Annotated in this window: 18 protein-coding genes and 3 pseudogenes; 7 read left to right on the forward strand and 14 right to left on the reverse strand. The window is 70.3% G+C overall.

Going from position 1 to position 14,545, the window contains the following annotated elements; translation table 11 throughout:
• Positions 1–2: 2 nt before the first annotated feature.
• Entirely contained in the window at positions 3–488 is a 486-nt protein-coding gene (locus AC5JOC_RS02275) for an SRPBCC family protein (protein ID WP_085512028.1), read from the reverse strand.
• Positions 489–545: 57 nt separating this feature from the next.
• On the opposite strand from AC5JOC_RS02275, the gene AC5JOC_RS02280 reads away from it, so the two are divergent.
• Together AC5JOC_RS02280 and AC5JOC_RS02285 are read left to right on the forward strand one after the other, a co-directional pair.
• A complete protein-coding gene (locus AC5JOC_RS02280; protein WP_079704875.1) occupies positions 546–1,091 on the forward strand; it encodes a TetR/AcrR family transcriptional regulator in 546 nt (181 codons plus the stop codon).
• 93 nt (positions 1,092–1,184) lie between these two features.
• Positions 1,185–2,225, forward strand: a complete 1,041-nt coding sequence (locus tag AC5JOC_RS02285; RefSeq protein ID WP_494245084.1) for a medium chain dehydrogenase/reductase family protein — start codon at positions 1,185–1,187, stop codon at positions 2,223–2,225.
• 68 nt (positions 2,226–2,293) lie between these two features.
• On the opposite strand, the gene AC5JOC_RS02290 is transcribed toward AC5JOC_RS02285, so the two are convergent.
• Positions 2,294–2,992, reverse strand: coding sequence for a Pr6Pr family membrane protein (locus AC5JOC_RS02290; RefSeq protein ID WP_240043966.1), 699 nt, complete (start codon positions 2,990–2,992; stop codon positions 2,294–2,296).
• Positions 2,993–3,051: 59 nt separating this feature from the next.
• Complete coding sequence (locus AC5JOC_RS02295; RefSeq protein WP_494245086.1) at positions 3,052–3,525, reverse strand: DUF2000 domain-containing protein; 474 nt, start codon at positions 3,523–3,525, stop codon at positions 3,052–3,054.
• 106 nt (positions 3,526–3,631) lie between these two features.
• Here AC5JOC_RS02295 and AC5JOC_RS02300 point away from each other — a divergent pair, with 106 nt between their 5' ends.
• Positions 3,632–4,096, forward strand: coding sequence for an Lrp/AsnC family transcriptional regulator (locus AC5JOC_RS02300; RefSeq protein ID WP_079704872.1), 465 nt, complete (start codon positions 3,632–3,634; stop codon positions 4,094–4,096).
• Here the strand turns inward: AC5JOC_RS02300 and AC5JOC_RS02305 are convergent.
• Both AC5JOC_RS02305 and AC5JOC_RS02310 read right to left on the reverse strand, forming a co-directional pair.
• Positions 4,002–4,748 carry an alpha/beta hydrolase gene (locus AC5JOC_RS02305; protein ID WP_494245088.1) on the reverse strand — a complete coding sequence of 249 codons (747 nt, stop codon included), beginning with the start codon at positions 4,746–4,748 and terminating at the stop codon, positions 4,002–4,004. The two genes, AC5JOC_RS02300 and AC5JOC_RS02305, sit on opposite strands and share 95 nt — an antisense overlap.
• Complete coding sequence (locus AC5JOC_RS02310) at positions 4,745–5,659, reverse strand: VOC family protein (RefSeq protein WP_079704870.1); 915 nt, start codon at positions 5,657–5,659, stop codon at positions 4,745–4,747. Before AC5JOC_RS02310 ends, AC5JOC_RS02305 begins: the two co-directional genes overlap by 4 nt.
• 167 nt (positions 5,660–5,826) lie before the next feature.
• On the opposite strand from AC5JOC_RS02310, the gene AC5JOC_RS02315 reads away from it, so the two are divergent.
• The 3 genes from AC5JOC_RS02315 to AC5JOC_RS02325 are packed head-to-tail and all read left to right on the forward strand — an operon-like array spanning position 5,827 to position 7,587.
• Positions 5,827–6,282: a phage holin family protein gene (locus AC5JOC_RS02315; protein WP_071261765.1), complete on the forward strand. Its 456-nt coding sequence runs from the start codon at positions 5,827–5,829 to the stop codon at positions 6,280–6,282.
• A complete protein-coding gene (locus tag AC5JOC_RS02320) occupies positions 6,279–6,521 on the forward strand; it encodes a DUF3618 domain-containing protein (protein ID WP_064297084.1) in 243 nt (80 codons plus the stop codon). The genes AC5JOC_RS02315 and AC5JOC_RS02320 overlap by 4 nt, the downstream gene beginning before the upstream one ends.
• Complete coding sequence (locus AC5JOC_RS02325; protein ID WP_494245091.1) at positions 6,514–7,587, forward strand: YihY/virulence factor BrkB family protein; 1,074 nt, start codon at positions 6,514–6,516, stop codon at positions 7,585–7,587. Before AC5JOC_RS02320 ends, AC5JOC_RS02325 begins: the two co-directional genes overlap by 8 nt.
• 95 nt (positions 7,588–7,682) lie before the next feature.
• On the opposite strand, the gene AC5JOC_RS02330 is transcribed toward AC5JOC_RS02325, so the two are convergent.
• The 8 genes and pseudogenes from AC5JOC_RS02330 to AC5JOC_RS02365 all read right to left on the reverse strand — a co-directional run bounded on the left by AC5JOC_RS02330 (position 7,683) and on the right by AC5JOC_RS02365 (position 12,315).
• On the reverse strand, positions 7,683–8,579 hold the full coding sequence (locus AC5JOC_RS02330; protein ID WP_411557726.1) for an SDR family oxidoreductase: 897 nt from the start codon (positions 8,577–8,579) through the stop codon (positions 7,683–7,685).
• A gap of 62 nt (positions 8,580–8,641) precedes the next feature.
• Positions 8,642–9,322: pseudogene (locus tag AC5JOC_RS02335) on the reverse strand (SDR family NAD(P)-dependent oxidoreductase); the annotation flags it as partial.
• A 34-nt stretch (positions 9,323–9,356) separates the two neighbouring features.
• Positions 9,357–9,440, reverse strand: a pseudogene (locus AC5JOC_RS02340) (ketoacyl reductase); the annotation flags it as partial.
• On the reverse strand, positions 9,407–10,051 hold the full coding sequence (locus AC5JOC_RS02345; RefSeq protein ID WP_494245092.1) for an SMP-30/gluconolactonase/LRE family protein: 645 nt from the start codon (positions 10,049–10,051) through the stop codon (positions 9,407–9,409). The gene AC5JOC_RS02345 and the pseudogene AC5JOC_RS02340, both read right to left, overlap by 34 nt.
• A 473-nt stretch (positions 10,052–10,524) precedes the next feature.
• Positions 10,525–10,872 (reverse strand): hypothetical protein, encoded by a 348-nt coding sequence (locus tag AC5JOC_RS02350; RefSeq protein WP_494245093.1) that lies wholly within the window; start codon positions 10,870–10,872, stop codon positions 10,525–10,527.
• Positions 10,869–11,246 carry a glycoside hydrolase family 15 protein gene (locus AC5JOC_RS02355; protein WP_494245095.1) on the reverse strand — a complete coding sequence of 126 codons (378 nt, stop codon included), beginning with the start codon at positions 11,244–11,246 and terminating at the stop codon, positions 10,869–10,871. Before AC5JOC_RS02355 ends, AC5JOC_RS02350 begins: the two co-directional genes overlap by 4 nt.
• Before the next feature lie 106 nt (positions 11,247–11,352).
• A pseudogene (locus tag AC5JOC_RS02360) lies at positions 11,353–11,568 on the reverse strand (glycoside hydrolase family 15 protein); the annotation flags it as partial.
• A gap of 516 nt (positions 11,569–12,084) precedes the next feature.
• Positions 12,085–12,315, reverse strand: coding sequence for a trehalase-like domain-containing protein (locus AC5JOC_RS02365; protein ID WP_494245096.1), 231 nt, complete (start codon positions 12,313–12,315; stop codon positions 12,085–12,087).
• Between the two features lie 188 nt (positions 12,316–12,503).
• Between AC5JOC_RS02365 and AC5JOC_RS02370 the strand changes: the two genes are divergently transcribed.
• Complete coding sequence (locus AC5JOC_RS02370) at positions 12,504–13,343, forward strand: SDR family oxidoreductase (protein WP_411557722.1); 840 nt, start codon at positions 12,504–12,506, stop codon at positions 13,341–13,343.
• Between the two features lie 75 nt (positions 13,344–13,418).
• Here AC5JOC_RS02370 and AC5JOC_RS02375 read toward each other — a convergent pair whose 3' ends face one another.
• Positions 13,419–14,534 (reverse strand): aromatic acid exporter family protein, encoded by a 1,116-nt coding sequence (locus tag AC5JOC_RS02375; protein WP_494245098.1) that lies wholly within the window; start codon positions 14,532–14,534, stop codon positions 13,419–13,421.
• Positions 14,535–14,545 lie beyond the last annotated feature (11 nt).

The raw sequence follows: 14,545 nt of genomic DNA on the forward strand, positions 1-14,545 counted from the left end.
GATCAGTCCGCTGCAGCGACCGCGGCGAGCACGGCGGGATCCTCGCAGCCGCGCGCGAAGCCTCGGATGCGGCGGTCGATGTCGCGCTGCAGGACGATCGCACCGATGCGCTCGGCGATCGGCGCCAGCCACCGCGGCTTGCACGTGAAGTTGTAGCGCCAGACGGCGAGGGTGCGCTGGTCGTCGCCCTCCACCGGGCTGAAGCGCCAGCCGCCGGCGAGCCGCTCGAAGAACCATGAGCCCTTCGTCATCTTCATACCGACGTTGGTCGGCGGGTGGTACGACACGTACTCGCTGACCATCCGGAACCCGAACCGCTGGACGGTGAAGGTGCGGACGCCCTTGGCGGCCTCCTTCGCGCCGTCGAGGAAGTACTGCCTCCGGATGAACGGATCCCAGCGCATCCGGGTCTCGCCGGTGGTCTGGGAGATCGCGAACGCGACGTCGGGCGGGACGGGCACGGTGCAGCGGGATTCGACGACGGGCATGCCCCATCCTGACACGGGTGCTTGACGGGTATCGCTTGTTCGTGTTCAATCAGTCACATGAGCCGATCGACCGCCGAGGACCAACGCGTCCGCACCATCGCGAGTGCGGTGGAGGTCTTCTCGATCGCCGGTTACCGCGCCACCCCCGTCGCGGACGTCGCTGCCGCGGCCAAGATCTCCCCCGCCTACGTCTTCCGCCTGTTCGACGGCAAACTCGGCCTCTTCGTCGCCGCGGTCGAGCACTGCTACGAGCAGGTCGCGAACGCGATGTCCGCAGCCGTCGAGGACCACCCGGAGTGGAGCCCGGACGACAAGCTCGACGCGATGACCCAGGCGTACATCGAGCTCATCCGCGACCGCAGTCTCATCGCCCTCCAGGTGCACGCACAGAGCGCCTGCGACGTCCCCGAGATCCAGGAGGCGGTCCGCTCCGGGCTCGCACTCGTGGTGCGCGTCATGTCCCGTGACTCCGGGGCGGACGCCGGCGCCGTCCAGCGCAGTCTCGCCTACGGGCAGCTCTGTCACCTCGTCGTGCAGGCGGGCCTCGGCGACGTCGACGCCGACTGGGCGCGCGTCGTCGACCACGGCATCCGGCACGACTGATCGACTCAGAGCCACCGACCGCACCTGCTGTTTTTCGTACCCACAGTTGTGACTGTTCAGTCACACACAACCATCACGAGATCGGAACACATCATGCACACCACACCATCCGCGACCACCACCCAGGTCGTCCTGCCGGGCCTCGTCGAGCCGGCCGGCCTCGAACTGGCCACCGTGCCGACGCCGACTCCCGACGCCGGCCAGCTTCTGGTCGAGATGGAGGCCACCGGGGTCTCCTTCGCCGAGCAGTCGATGCGCAAGGGCCGGTACTTCGGCCAACCGGCGTTCCCGTTCGTCCCGGGATACGACCTCGTCGGACGGGTGCTCGAGGTCGGCACCGGAGGTGACGCGACCCTCATCGGCAAACGGGTCGCGACCCTGACCAAGACGGGCGCCTGGGCGACCCACGCCGTCGTGGCCGCGCGCGACAGCATCCTCGTGCCGGACGGGGTGAGCTCAGAGGACGCCGAGACGGTCGTCGTGAACGGCGTCACCGCGTGGCAGATGCTGCATCGCGCTGCGCGGGTCCAGCCGGGCCAGACCATCCTGTTGTTCGGTGCGAACGGGGGCGTCGGCGGAATCCTCATCCAGCTGGCGCGACTCCACGGCGTCCGGGTCATCGGTGCGGCGTCGCCCCGGCATCACGAGGCACTCCGCGCGGCGGGCGTCATCCCCGTCGACTACGCGGACCCCGAGCTCGGGGCACGGGTTCGCGAGCTGGCGCCGAACGGGGTCGACGCCGTCTTCGACAACGTCGGCGGCGAGACGACCCGCACGGCCTTCGGGCTCCTCGCCCGCGGCGGCACGCTCGTGACCTACTCGATCATCACCACGATGGGCGGCACGGGACCGCTGATGGCGCCGTTCCTGCTGGCGATCGGTCAGGCGCTGCTCTGGACGGCCCTCCCGAACGGCCGCAGCTCGACCTTCTACGACCTGTGGGCAGGCCACCGCCTCCGTCCCGCCAGGTTCCGCCGCCGCCTGGAGGCCGACCTCGGCGAGGTCTTCCGGCTCCTCGAGCACGGTGACATCACGGCCAACATCGCCGCCCGGTTCCCCCTCACCGAGATCGTCGCCGCCATGGAGCTCGCCGAGTCGCGGACGCTCAACGGGAAGGTGGTCCTGCACCCGTGAGTCGGGCCGCAGGCTGAGGTGAGGCAGATGGTCGCCCGGAACACCGCCGGGCGACCAGGTGCCTCACCTCAGCGGCGGAGCGCGGCGGGCAGCACCCGGTCGACGAGCTTGAGCAGCACGGCGAAGACGATCGCGACCACGAGCACCATGAGCGCGTTCCGGACGGCACCGTCGAAGCCGAGCTGCGTCGCATCGAGGAAGGGGTAGGGGTACCAGCCGGTGATGCCGCCACGGATGAAGGTGAAGACCACCCAGGCGAGCGGCCAGAGGAACGCCCAGGCGACGGTGCTCCAGGTGAAGCGCGGACGCGGACCGAACACGAGCCAGGCGCCGAGCGTGAGCCACGGGGACAGGTAGTGGAACCCGATCGTGATGACGAGCGCCCACCCCGTGAGGTTCACCTGCGGCGCCAGCACCACCGCGTACACGATGCCGGTGATGACGATGCTGAGCAGGGCGTCGAGCCGCGCGACCCGCCAGAGCCGACCGTCACGCAGGGGGTCGATCGCCAGCAGGACGGACACCGCGAGCACGATGAGGTTGCTGAGGATCGTGAACGCACTGAAGATGCGAGCGAAGCGGGTCGCCAGTCCGACGGACATGTCCACGCCGCCCGAGCGGGCGTCGGCGCCGCCGGTGATGACGAGGACGATCTGGATGACGAGCGAGATCGCGATGATCACGGCGATCAGGAGGTACATCACGCGGCTGGCGGTGACGACGGCTGCGGACGGCGCGACCTGCGGGGGATGGACGGTGGTGCTCACCCGCCAACCCTAGCCAGCCCGCCGCACCCCACCTCCCTCAAGCCCTGACGCGTGCGCTTTCAGGCCAGCAGCGGCAGTCGCCCGACGATCCGGTCCACCCGGTTGCGCGGCCCGACCAGCGCGACGGCCAGCGGGGCGAGTGCGTCCGGCGCGGTCGCCGCCACTGCTTCGAGATACTCGTCGTAGACCCGGGTGAGCTGGGCCGCTTCCGGCATGTCGACGACGAGCACGCCGTCCGAGCCCGCCGCCTTGGCCCGGATCGCCGCCAGTTGCTCAGCCGGAGCGGACAACACGCTGCACCCGGCCCACGGCAGTCCGGGATGAGCCGAGCCGTCGGCATCGAGGGCGTCCGGCCCGAGGAGTCCCTGCACGCGGGCTCCGATCGCCGCAGCGACGCAGGCCGCCGCATTCACGGCTCGACCGGCCGGGAGGTCCTGCTGCACGACGACGACCCACTTCAGCCGGGCGGACCGCGTGGGCGCCGCCGTGTCGATCTCCTCCGGCGCGAAGCCGACGAGCTGTTGTTCCGTCATGTCTCTCCCTGATGTCGTACGTGAATCGACCATCAGGCTATGTCGAGCGGCACCACAACGAATTCGACCCCGTACATCGTCCGGACGAACTGGCACAATCGACCGCATGGACGAACTTGATACGGCGATCCTGCGCGAACTGCAGCGCGACGCACGGCGCACCAACCGGGACATCGCTGCCGCGGTCGGCGTCTCGCCCACCACTGCGCTCGACCGGACCCGCGGCCTGTACCGCCGCGGCGTCATCCGCGGCGCGCGACTCGACGTCGATCTGCCGTCGCTCGGTCGCTCGGTCCAGGCGCTCATCGCGATCCGGATCCGACCGCCGTCGCGCGTCAACATCGACGCGTTCCGCAGCTGGGCGATCACCCTCCCCGAGACCATCGGCGTCTTCGTCGTCTCCGGGAACGAGGACTTCCTGCTCCAGGTCGCCGTCACCGACAACGACGCGCTCTACGCCTTCGTCATCGACAAGCTCACCGAGCGCGAGGAGGTCGCGGACGTCCGGACGAGCGTCGTCTACGAGCACGTGCGACCGCAGGTGGTGATGCCCGCGGAGGCGACGACCTGAGCGACTGTGGTGACAGATCAGCCGACGTGCTCGCCGAGGAACCCACGGACGTCGTCGATCTCGGCCTGGTCGATCCCGTGGGCGAGGCCCGGGTAGGTGCGCTCGGTGAGGGTCGTGTGCAGCGGCAACCAGGCGTGCGGTCGCGCGCGACGGCCGGCGCGGCGATGACGCGGTCCTCGAGACCCCGTCCCCAGAACACCGCGGGTTTCGTCGCCGCCAGCACCTCGTCGCCGGGCTGCGGCGCACTCAGCACGAACCCGGCGAGGATGACCGGCGCCACGACCCGCTCGGGTCGCGTGCGCAGCAGCTGCGAGGCCATGAAGCCGCCCTGCGAGAAGCCGATGGGCACGACGCGCGCCTCGGCCGACACGTGCTCGTCGATCCAGCCCCAGACGGCGTCCGTGGCGCGGGCGATCGGCTCCGGGTCCGGGTTGCCCGGCGTCGTGATCTCGAACCAGGCCGCGCCACCGTGGCCCATCTCGAGCGGCGCGCGCAGCGACACCCAGGGCATGCCGAGCGCGAGCGGCCCGACGAGACCGGTGAGGTCGTGCTCGTTGGAGCCGTAGCCGTGGAGGAGCACCGCGACGACGGGAGCGGACGACGCGGCGTCGGCCCAGTCGGCGGAACGGACGTCGCGCAGTGCGGTGGTCATCGGGACAGCAGCTCCTCGGTCGACAGGTCGGGCAGGGCCACGGTCACGCGGGTCCCCCACGGGTCGGAGACGGTCACGGAACGACCGTCCGCGTCGAAGGGGATCGTGCGGGCGCGCAGCCTCGCGGCCAGCGTATCGAGGTTCGCGAGGTCGGGGACGGTGATCGACACGTCGCCGAGGCCGAGGGCGGCCGCGCGAGGACCGGCGCCCTGGCTGTTCCAGACGTTCATCGCGATGTGGTGGTGGTACCCGCCGGCGGAGGCGAAGATCGCGCCGGGGTACTCGGTCTGCGTCGTCTCGAATCCGAGGGCGTCGACGTAGAAGGCTCGGGCGGTCTGGAGGTCTCCGACCTGCAGGTGCACGTGCCCGACGGCACCGGCCAACGAGGGCCCGGCGCCGAGGGCGTCCTCCGTGAGGTGCCGCTGCAGGTAGGCGTTCGGGTCGAGGTAGGTGGTGGTCATGGCGATCTGGTCGCCCGAGCGCACCCAGCTGCTGCGCGGGCGGTCCGTGTACAGCTCGACGCCGTTCCCCTCCGGGTCGGTGAAGTAGAACGCCTCGCTCACGAAGTGGTCGCTCGACCCGACGAACTGTCCGCGGGGGTCCTGCGCGGCCCGATAGACCGTCGCCGAGAGGCTCGACTCGTCCTCGAACAGGAACGCCGTGTGGAACAGGCCGGCCTGCCGCCGGTCGACGGCCGGCAGGTCTGGCGTGTGCACGAGCCGCACGAGCGGGGTGTCGCCACGACCGAGCACCCGGTGCACCTCGCGGTCGCGGCTGCGCTCCTCGAGCGGCTCCATCGCGAAGGCGTTGGCGTAGTAGCCGGACATGAGGTCGAGGTCGCCGACGCGGAGCGTGACCGCGCCCATCGACGTCTCCGGGGCGAGCAGACGCTCGTCGAGCACAGCGGACATTCGGTCTCCGATCGGGTGATGGGGTCGGTACAGGCTACCCCGTTTACTTGTAGATGTAACCAATTGAGTGTCGCCGTATTCCGCGATCGGCCGACACGCCTGTCAAGCCCTTGTCTCGCGCGCGAGAGGGGTGTGGGCTGGAGGACCACAACGAGAAGAGTGCTCACATGACCGATGCCAGCAGCGCGGCCGACCGCAGACGGAGTCGCCGCGGACTTCCTCCCATGAAGACCCTCCTCACCGACCTCCGCGAGGACGTCGTCCGCCTCGTCACGGGCGAGATCGCCCTGTTCAAGGCGGAGATGACGAAGAAGGCCAAGGACCTCGGGATCGGCGCGGGAATGCTCGTCGTCGCCCTGGTGCTCGTGCTCTTCGGCTTCGGGACGCTCATCGCGGCAGCCGTCCTCGGACTCGCCACCGTGCTCCCCGCCTGGCTCGCCGCCCTCATCGTCGGCGTCGTCCTCATCCTCGTCGCCGGGATCCTGGCGCTCGTCGGCGTCAAGAAGCTCAAGGCCGGCGCGAAGCCCGTTCCCGAGCGCAGTGTCGAAGCCCTCACCGGCGACCACCTCGCGGAGCACCAGCAGCACGACTCGAAGCACGACACCAAGGAGGCCGCAGCATGAGCGACCAGGATCTCGCCCGCCCCACTCCCCCCGAGGGCGCCGGTCTGAACACCCTGCAGCTCGACGTCGAGCAGACGCGTGAGCACCTCGCGCAGACGCTCGACCTCCTCTTCCAGAAGTTCGACGTCCGCACCGCCGTGGCGTACCACCTGCGCACCACCGCCATCGTCGTCGCCTCGGTCGCGGTCGTCGGTGCCGGTGTCCTGCTGTGGCGTGCGAACCGAGGGCACCGTGTCTGAACCCACCAAGGAGGACCGTCTCGAGCGCAGCACGCCGGACGATCCGCGGAACCGCGATGCGGACCACGCGGAAGAGACGATGAACCCCCAGCGCGTCCCCGTCCCCTGGGGCTACGTCCTGAAGCGGACGCTGCACTCCTTCACCTCGAACCAGTGCACCGACCTCGCCGCGGGGCTCACCTACTTCGCGATCCTGTCGCTCTTCCCGGCCGTCCTGGCGCTCGTCTCGATCCTCGGCCTCTTCGGACAGAGCCGCAGCGGCACCGACGCCCTCCTCGAGATCGTCGGCAACCTCGCCCCGGGCGACAGCCTCGGTTTCCTGACCGACGCGGTGAACCAGTTCGTCGAGTCACCGGCGATCGGCTTCGCCCTCATCGCCGGTATCGCCGGTGCCGTGTGGTCGGCATCCGGCTACGTGGGCGGCTTCGGTCGCGCGCTCAACCGCATGTACGGGGTCGAGGAGGGTCGCAAGATCTGGTCGCTGCGTCCGACGCAGCTCGGCGTGACCCTCGTCGTCCTGCTCGTCATCTCGGTGATCGCCCTCGCACTCATCGTGTCCGGCCCGGTCGCGCAGGCCATCGGACAGGCGGTCGGTCTCGGTGAGACGGGCCTCACGGTCTGGTCGATCGCGAAGTGGCCGGTCATGGCCGCCGCGCTCGTCTTCGTCATCGCCGTGCTGTATTCAGCGACGCCGAACATCAAGCCGGAGAAGTTCCGTTGGATCAGCATCGGTGCGCTCACCGCACTCCTGATCCTGCTCATCGCCTCGGTCGGGTTCGGCTTCTACATCGCCAACTTCAGCAACTACGACGCCACCTACGGCTCGCTCGCCGGCATCATCATCTTCCTGCTGTGGATCTGGATCGCGAACCTCGCACTGCTGTTCGGTGCCCAGCTCGACATCGAGATCCAGCGTGGCCGCCAGCTCGCCTCGGGTGTCGCCGCGGAGCAGGAGCTGCAGCTGCCCCTGCGGTCGGACGCCGCGATCAAGGCGCTCGCCGACCGCGACGCGAAGGACGCCCTCGAGGGCCGTCGCGTCCGACGTGCAGCGGACCGCACGGACTGACCCAAACAGCCCGCGAACTGTCAGAAGAAGCTAGTCGGACGGCGTCTGACTAGCCGGAACTGACAGTTCGCGGGCTGCTGTGGGGTGGGACGGGGTTACGGCGTGGGCATACCGCCGTTGACGTTCAGGGTCTCGCCGAGCACGTAGCTCGACTCCGCCGACGCGAGGAACACGTAGGCGGGCGCGAGCTCCGCCGGCTGGCCCATGCGGCCGAGCGGGGTGTCCTCGCCGAACTCGGCGATCTTCTCCTGCGGCTGTCCGTCCGAGACCTGGAGCGGCGTCCAGATCGGGCCGGGAGCGACCGCGTTGACGCGGATGCCCTTGGGCGCGAGCTGCTGCGCCAGCGCCTTCGTGAAGGCGTTGATGGTCGCCTTCGTGGACGCGTAGTCGACGAGGATGTCCGACGGCGAGTACGCCTGGATCGACGTCGTGTTGATGATGGACGAACCGGCCGGGAGGTGCGGCAGGGCGGCCTTCGTGATCCAGAACATCGCGTAGACGTTGGTCTTGAAGGTGTCGTCGAACTGCTCGTCCGTCAGGGTGGTGAGGTCCTCGTTGAACTTCTGCTTGCCGCCGTTGTTCACGAGGATGTCGAGGCCGCCGAGGCCCTCGACCGCGCGCTCCACGAGGTCGCGGCAGTAGGCCGGGTCGCGGAGGTCGCCGGGCAGGGTGAGCACGGTCGCACCGGCGTCCTGCAGGATGCCGGCGATGCGCTGCGCGTCCTCCTCCTCCTCGGGAAGGTAGGACAGCGCGACGGACGCGCCCTCGCGGGCGAAGGCGATCGCGGTGGCCGCGCCGATGCCGGAGTCGCCACCGGTGATGAGCGCCTTGCGGCCGGTGAGCCTGCCGGAGCCGCGGTAGCTCTTCTCGCCGAGGTCGGCCTTCGGGTCGAGCTCGGCGTCCAGCCCGGGCTCGGGCTGGTGCTGCTGCTCCGCCGTGATGTCGGCGTAGAGCTTGGACGGATCGGTGAAGGTGTACTGGTCGTCTGCCATGATGCGTTCCTTTCGTGCGGTGGTCTGGAGTGAGCGGTCCGGGTGGACCGGCCACGGGTCGGTCAGATGGTGGCGACGGAGCCCGCGTCGACGCGGTAGTTCGAACCGTTGACGAACGAGGCGCGGTCGGAGCAGAGGAAGGCGATGACGGCCGCGACCTCCTCCGGTTCGCCGCGTCGCTGGAGCTCCAGGTAGGGGCGCTCGTCCGCGAGGAAGGACTCGATGGCCTCCGCCGTGTCCGTCCCCCGCTGCTCGGCGCGTTTCGCCATCATCGCGTCGGTCATCGGCGTGTGGATGAAGGCCGGCGAGACGGCGTTCACGAGCAGACCCTCGGTGGCGTAGGAGCGGGACAGTCCCTTGGCGAGTGCCAGGATGCCGGCCTTCGCCGCGCAGTAGGGCAGTTCGTCGTCATAGGGCTGAGCGTCCTCGGAGGCGACGAACACGAGCCGACCCCAACCGCCCGTCCGCAGCGACGGCAGGAACTGGCGGACGAGCCGGGTGGGCCCGAGGAGGTCCGTCTCGATCGTCTGCGTCCAGCCCTCGTCGTCGATCTCGTGGAACAGGCCCTGCGCCCCGGTGACGCCGGCGGACTGCACGAGGATGTCGATGTCGCCGACCGCCTCCTGCACCCGGTCGTGGAGCGTGGCGAGCTCGTCGACGCTCGTGATGTCGGCGGCGAAGGCGTGGAGCCTGCCGGCAGGGGCGTCGAGTTTCGCCGCGGCCGTCGTCGAGTTCGTCCTGGTCGCGGTCGGTGATGACGACGGTGACGCCCTCCGCGAGGAGCAGGCGGGCCGTCGCCCACCCGATGCCGGAGTCGGCTCCGGTGATCAGGGCGGTGCGGTCGGTGATGCCGAGGTCCATGTCAGTCCTCCTGTCCGGTGGTGCCCGAGGTGGGGCGCGGCGCCGCGGCACGCGCTCCGTACACGCCGACCGGTCGTCCGGTGGCGAGGCCGTCGAAGCGGAAGATCGCGCCGCTCAGGAGTGCGCGCGCCAGTGTCCTCGTCGAGGCCCTCCCGGGCGGTACCGACGAAGAGCGTCGAGAGGTCCGGGCCGCCGAACGCGACGGACGTGACGTTGGGCACCGGGACCGCGAGGTGGTCCTCGACCGCGCCCTCGGGGCTCCAGCAGAGGACGGTGCCGGACCCGGAGACGCCGTTCCAGAACCGGCCGTCGGTGTCGAGGGCGAGGCCGTCCGAGTCGTAGTCCACGAGGAACGGCTCGAGCGGGCCGAGACGGCCGTCCTCGCCGTAGGAGGCCCGGTAGACGGTCTTCACCGGGGTGTCGGTCACGTAGACGGTGCGGCCGTCGTCCGACCACTCGAAGCCGTTGGTGACACCGAAGCCGCCGAGCAGCGTCCGCAGGCCGGTGTCGTCGAGGAGGTACAGCGCGGCATCGGACGTGTCGCCGGTCTCCTCCATCGAGCCGACGAGGAACCGTCCGAACGGGTCGACCTTCGCCTCGTTGCTCCGCATGCCGGGGTGGGCGTGGTCGAGCCGCGCGAGGGTCTCGGCGATGAGGCCGTCGTCGTCGAGCGTGACGATGCGATCCCACCAGATCGCTCAGTGCCGCCGGCCGCGCGGGGTTGGACGGCACTCACGGGCGGCGGGAGTTCGGTGACGCGGTCGTCACTGCCGTCGACGGCGCCGTCGAGGCGACCACGATGGAGGGTGCCCGCGGTGATGTCGACCCACACGACCTCGTCGGTGCGCGCGTCCCACCAGATGCTCTCGACGAGGATCGCGGGGGTGTCTCGGAAGACCTGTGGCTGTACATCCATCGCTGCAACGCTACGGACCGCAGGAGGTGGACCCCCGGGGCTTGCATTCCCGAGGCCGAGGGGTTACTCCGTGCCCTTCGACAAGCTCAGGGACCGGGGGATGCGGCTTCAGGGACCGGGGGATGCGGCTTCAGGGACCGGGGGATGCGGCTTCAGGGATCCTGGCGGTCAGCCCTTGTCCGTGAGCTCCGCGATCGTCAGGGCCGCGTTGATCAGCGCCAGGTGGCTGAGCGCCTGCGGCAGGTTGCCCCAGTGCTCCCCCGTGGCCGCGTCGATCATCTCGGCGAGGATCCCCACGTCGTTCGTCATGCCGACGAGTTCCTCCATCGCCGCGATCGCCTCGTCGTGACGTCCGACGCAGGCGAGCGCGGAGGCCCGCCAGAACGCGCACGCCACGAAGGTGTGCTCCTCCTGCTGCACCCCCGAGTAGCGGTACAGGAGCGCACCCTCGCCGAGTTCGGCGGTCAGCGCGTCGATCGTCGACGACATCCGCTCGCCCTGGTCGAACCCGCTCATCGCGTGCAGCAGCACCGAGGCGTCGAGGTCGTCGCTGCCCGGGGTGCATCACGTACGCCCCGCGCTCCTCGTTCCAGCCGTGCTCCTCGATCCACTCGCGGATGCGCGTCTGCTCGGCACGCCACCGATCGGCACTGCCCGACGACCTGGCCGAGCTCGGCGAGGTGCACGGCGTCGCCGAGGGCCTGCCAGCAGCCCATCTTCGACGACACGTAGTGCTCCTCCTGGGGCAGCTCCCACATGCCGGCGTCGCGGTTGCGCCACAGGTCGCAGGTGCGGTCGGCGACCTCGGCCAGGAGCCGGCCGGTCTCGACGTCGAGCACGTTGCCGGCGTCGACGTAGGTGCGGCAGATCGCGAACAGGTCGCCGTACACGCCGAGCTGCAACTGCCCCTGCGCAGGGTTGCCCGCTGACCACCGGTCCGATCCCGCGCCAGCCGGCGACGTCGCGTTCGACGACCCCCTCGGGGACACCGCCCTCGAGTCCGTAGAAGATGTGCAGTTCCGGCCCGTTCTCGCGGATGGTGCGCAGCAGCCACGACACCGCGGCGTGGGTCTCCTCGCGGAGTCCGAAGCGCACGAGCGCATGTGCCGTGTAGGCGAGGTCGCGCACCCAGGCGAAGCGGTAGTCCCAGTTCTTGGCGCCACGCGGGTTCTCGGGGAGCGACGTCGTCGCGGCCGCCGCGATCGCGCCCGGTCGGGCTGAAGATGAGGAGCTTCAGGGCGAGTGCGCTGCGCTGCACCTGGTCGCCCCATGGACCGTCGTAGGAGAACGCCCGGGACCAGTCCCGCCAGTTCTTGATGGTCCGGTCGATGCCGACGTCCACGTTGGCGGGCACCGGCAGGTGGATCGGTTCGCCGTGGGTCGCGACGACGATGAGCAGGTGCCGGGAGCCCTCGCTGGTCGTGAAGCGGCCGGACAGCTCCGAGGGCATCGAGCCGTCGACCTCCACCTGCTCCGGCCCGTGCTCGTCGCCGACCACCGCGATGGTGGTGGCGCCGGAGCGGATGATCGGGCCACCGGTGCTGTCCTGGATCCACGGCGACGCCGTGCCGAGCGCCGTCCCCGGGCGGACGCGCCATGCGAACTCGACCGTGCCGGACACGCCGTCGATGCGACGGGCCAGCTCCGCCCACGGCAGCCGGCCGGCGATCCCGGTGACGAGTGCATCGGTGATGGTGGCGCGGCCGTGCTCGGTCGTGAACGTCGTCTTCAACACATTGGTGTCGGCGACGTACCGACGGGTGACCGTGTACTCCCCGACTGTGGTTCGAGCTCGATGCAACCGCCGGTGTCGTCGTCGAGGAGTCGCGCGAACACGGGCATCGAGCCGAGGTCGGGGATCGGCAGCCAGTCGACCTGGCCACGCAATCCGATGAGGGCGACGGTGCGACCGTCACCGATCGGTGCATAGGAGCGGAGTTCCTCGCCGGGTGCGGTCATGCGCCTCACCCTACGAGGCGCACCCGGGAATCCCCGAGGCTGGCGGGCGCCGCACCCGACTGCTAGCGCAGCATCGCCTCGCCCGGGCCGGACGTCAACCCCTGGAGGCGGATCTTCCCGGTCGGCTTGGCTGGAGGGACCGCATCCACAGCATGCCGACTTCCGAAGCAGCACAGGAGAGGAACACCATGAACCAGCCAGCTCAGCAGCAGCAGCCGCCCGGGACCGAAGGCGAACTCACCCCGCAGGCCGACCACGGCGAGACGAGCTACCGGGGCTCGGGCAAGCTCGAGGGCAAGGTCGCGATCATCACCGGCGGCGACAGCGGCATCGGCAAGGCCGTCGCGATCGCCTACGCCCGTGAGGGTGCCGACGTCGTCGTCAGCTACCTCGACGAGGACGAGGACGCCGCCGACACCGTGCGGTGGGTCGAGGAGGCCGGCCGCACCGCCCTCAGCATCGGCGGCGATCTGACGAGCCCGGAGCACTGTCGCGAGATCGTGCGCGCGACGGTCGAACGGTTCGGCAAGGTCGACATCCTCGTGAGCAACGCCGCCTACCAGATGACGCGCGACAGCCTCGACGAGATCCCCGACGAGGAGTGGGACCACACGCTCGCCACCAACCTGAGCGCGTTCTTCCACCTGAGCAAGGCGGCCGTCCCACACATGGCCCCCGGCTCCTCGATCATCACGTCCAGCTCGGTGCAGGCGGACTCGCCGTCGCCGCAGCTCATGCCCTACGCGATGACCAAGGCGGGTCTCGCGAGCATGACGGCCTCGCTCGCGCAGATGCTCGGCGGCAAGGGCATCCGCGTGAACGCCGTCGCACCGGGCCCGATCTGGACGCCGCTCATCCCGTCGACGATGCCGCCGGAGAAGGTCGAGTCGTTCGGGACGGACACCCCGCTCGGCCGCCCGGGTCAGCCGGCCGAGGTCGCGCCGCCATACGTGCTGCTGGCCTCCGACGAGGGAAGCTACATGTCCGGCGCGGTCATCGCCGTGACGGGCGGCAAGCCGATCCTCTGACGCCGACACCGACCGACGACGGGACGTCCTGCCTTGCGCGGGGCGTCCCGTCGCTCGTGGTCCCGTGCGCGTCACTCACTCCGAGCGGTCGGTCCGCTTCGAACTCTCGACCTCCGCGTAGATGCGCCGGAGGGAGAAGAGCAGGTTCTCCCCTCCGGGGTCGTCGGCGGGATCGGCCGGTGGTTCCTCATCGGAGTCCGTCTGGGCTGCCGCCCGGTTCACCGCATCGACGTGTGCGGACCTGACCGCGCTCCGCAAGGCGACGAGCGCCTGGTCCGCGGTCCGGAGCGCCTCGGGAAGCCGTTCGTCGTCGATCGCCGCGTCGACGAGGTCCGCTGCGGCGTCCAGCGCCTCGGCCAGCGTCGACCGCACCTCCGGCCCGAGGCGGACCGGCACCGGGATCCCCCAGAGCGCGGCTCGGAGGGCGTCCCCGATGTCGACGACGGCCGGGGCGATGCGTTCGAGCGCGGCGAGCGCCCCCTCGTCGCCCCGGAAGTCGTGCTTGTTCCATCGCGTCCGCGGGTTCGCCCGTCGGCTCTCGGCCGCGTCCCGGACGAGTCGTCGGGCAGCGTCGATGTCGTGCCGGATGGTGCTCAGCGCGGCGTCCCACGCGGGCGGGTCGTCGGGCGACGGTGTCTCCTCGGCCCGCATCGTGTTCGCCATGCTGCGGAGCGCGTCGACCATCCGCGCCCGGGCCGCAGCGATGCCGGCGGCGGACTCGCGCACGAACAGGGGCGGCATGATGAGCAGGTTCACGAGCAGTCCGACGAGCACGCCGAGCGCCATCTGCACCAGATAGCCCGCCGAGAAGTCGTTCGCGTTGGCACCGCCGATGATGATCACGAAGAGCGCGGCGATCGGCACGTAGTCGCGCCCCTGTCCGAGGCCGGGCAGCCCGGCGAGCAGCGTCCCGAGGCCCACCGACAACGCGACGGACACCCAGCCGGGAGCGGGCGAGACGATGAGCGCCCAGGCCAGGCCGATGCCGAGCCCCAGCCCGACGAGGGTCTGGATGCTGGAGCGGACGGAGTCCATGAGCGTCGGGGTGAGGCTGACGAGCGCGCCCAGTGGCGCGTAGTACGAGAACTCTCCGAGCTCACCCGGGAGCAGGCTGCCGAGGAACCAGGCGGCGGTCGCGGCGATCGCCACCTTGAGGGCGAGCATGAGTCGCCACGGGCGGAGCGCCGGCATGACCCAGGATC

It is taken from the genome of Plantibacter sp., assembly GCF_059073635.1.

Coding starts and splice junctions, on each gene's coding strand:
- AC5JOC_RS02300 (WP_079704872.1), top strand. CDS start 3,632: ATGGACGAACTTGATACGGCGATCCTGCGCGAACTGCAGCGCGACGCA.
- AC5JOC_RS02370 (WP_411557722.1), top strand. CDS start 12,504: ATGAACCAGCCAGCTCAGCAGCAGCAGCCGCCCGGGACCGAAGGCGAA.
- AC5JOC_RS02320 (WP_064297084.1), top strand. CDS start 6,279: ATGAGCGACCAGGATCTCGCCCGCCCCACTCCCCCCGAGGGCGCCGGT.
- AC5JOC_RS02375 (WP_494245098.1), bottom strand. CDS start 14,534: ATGCCGGCGCTCCGCCCGTGGCGACTCATGCTCGCCCTCAAGGTGGCG.
- AC5JOC_RS02280 (WP_079704875.1), top strand. CDS start 546: ATGAGCCGATCGACCGCCGAGGACCAACGCGTCCGCACCATCGCGAGT.
- AC5JOC_RS02295 (WP_494245086.1), bottom strand. CDS start 3,525: ATGACGGAACAACAGCTCGTCGGCTTCGCGCCGGAGGAGATCGACACG.
- AC5JOC_RS02350 (WP_494245093.1), bottom strand. CDS start 10,872: ATGAGCGGGTTCGACCAGGGCGAGCGGATGTCGTCGACGATCGACGCG.
- AC5JOC_RS02345 (WP_494245092.1), bottom strand. CDS start 10,051: ATGCGGAGCAACGAGGCGAAGGTCGACCCGTTCGGACGGTTCCTCGTC.
- AC5JOC_RS02330 (WP_411557726.1), bottom strand. CDS start 8,579: ATGGCAGACGACCAGTACACCTTCACCGATCCGTCCAAGCTCTACGCC.
- AC5JOC_RS02305 (WP_494245088.1), bottom strand. CDS start 4,748: ATGACCACCGCACTGCGCGACGTCCGTTCCGCCGACTGGGCCGACGCC.
- AC5JOC_RS02315 (WP_071261765.1), top strand. CDS start 5,827: ATGACCGATGCCAGCAGCGCGGCCGACCGCAGACGGAGTCGCCGCGGA.
- AC5JOC_RS02285 (WP_494245084.1), top strand. CDS start 1,185: ATGCACACCACACCATCCGCGACCACCACCCAGGTCGTCCTGCCGGGC.
- AC5JOC_RS02310 (WP_079704870.1), bottom strand. CDS start 5,659: ATGTCCGCTGTGCTCGACGAGCGTCTGCTCGCCCCGGAGACGTCGATG.
- AC5JOC_RS02275 (WP_085512028.1), bottom strand. CDS start 488: ATGCCCGTCGTCGAATCCCGCTGCACCGTGCCCGTCCCGCCCGACGTC.
- AC5JOC_RS02365 (WP_494245096.1), bottom strand. CDS start 12,315: ATGACCGCACCCGGCGAGGAACTCCGCTCCTATGCACCGATCGGTGAC.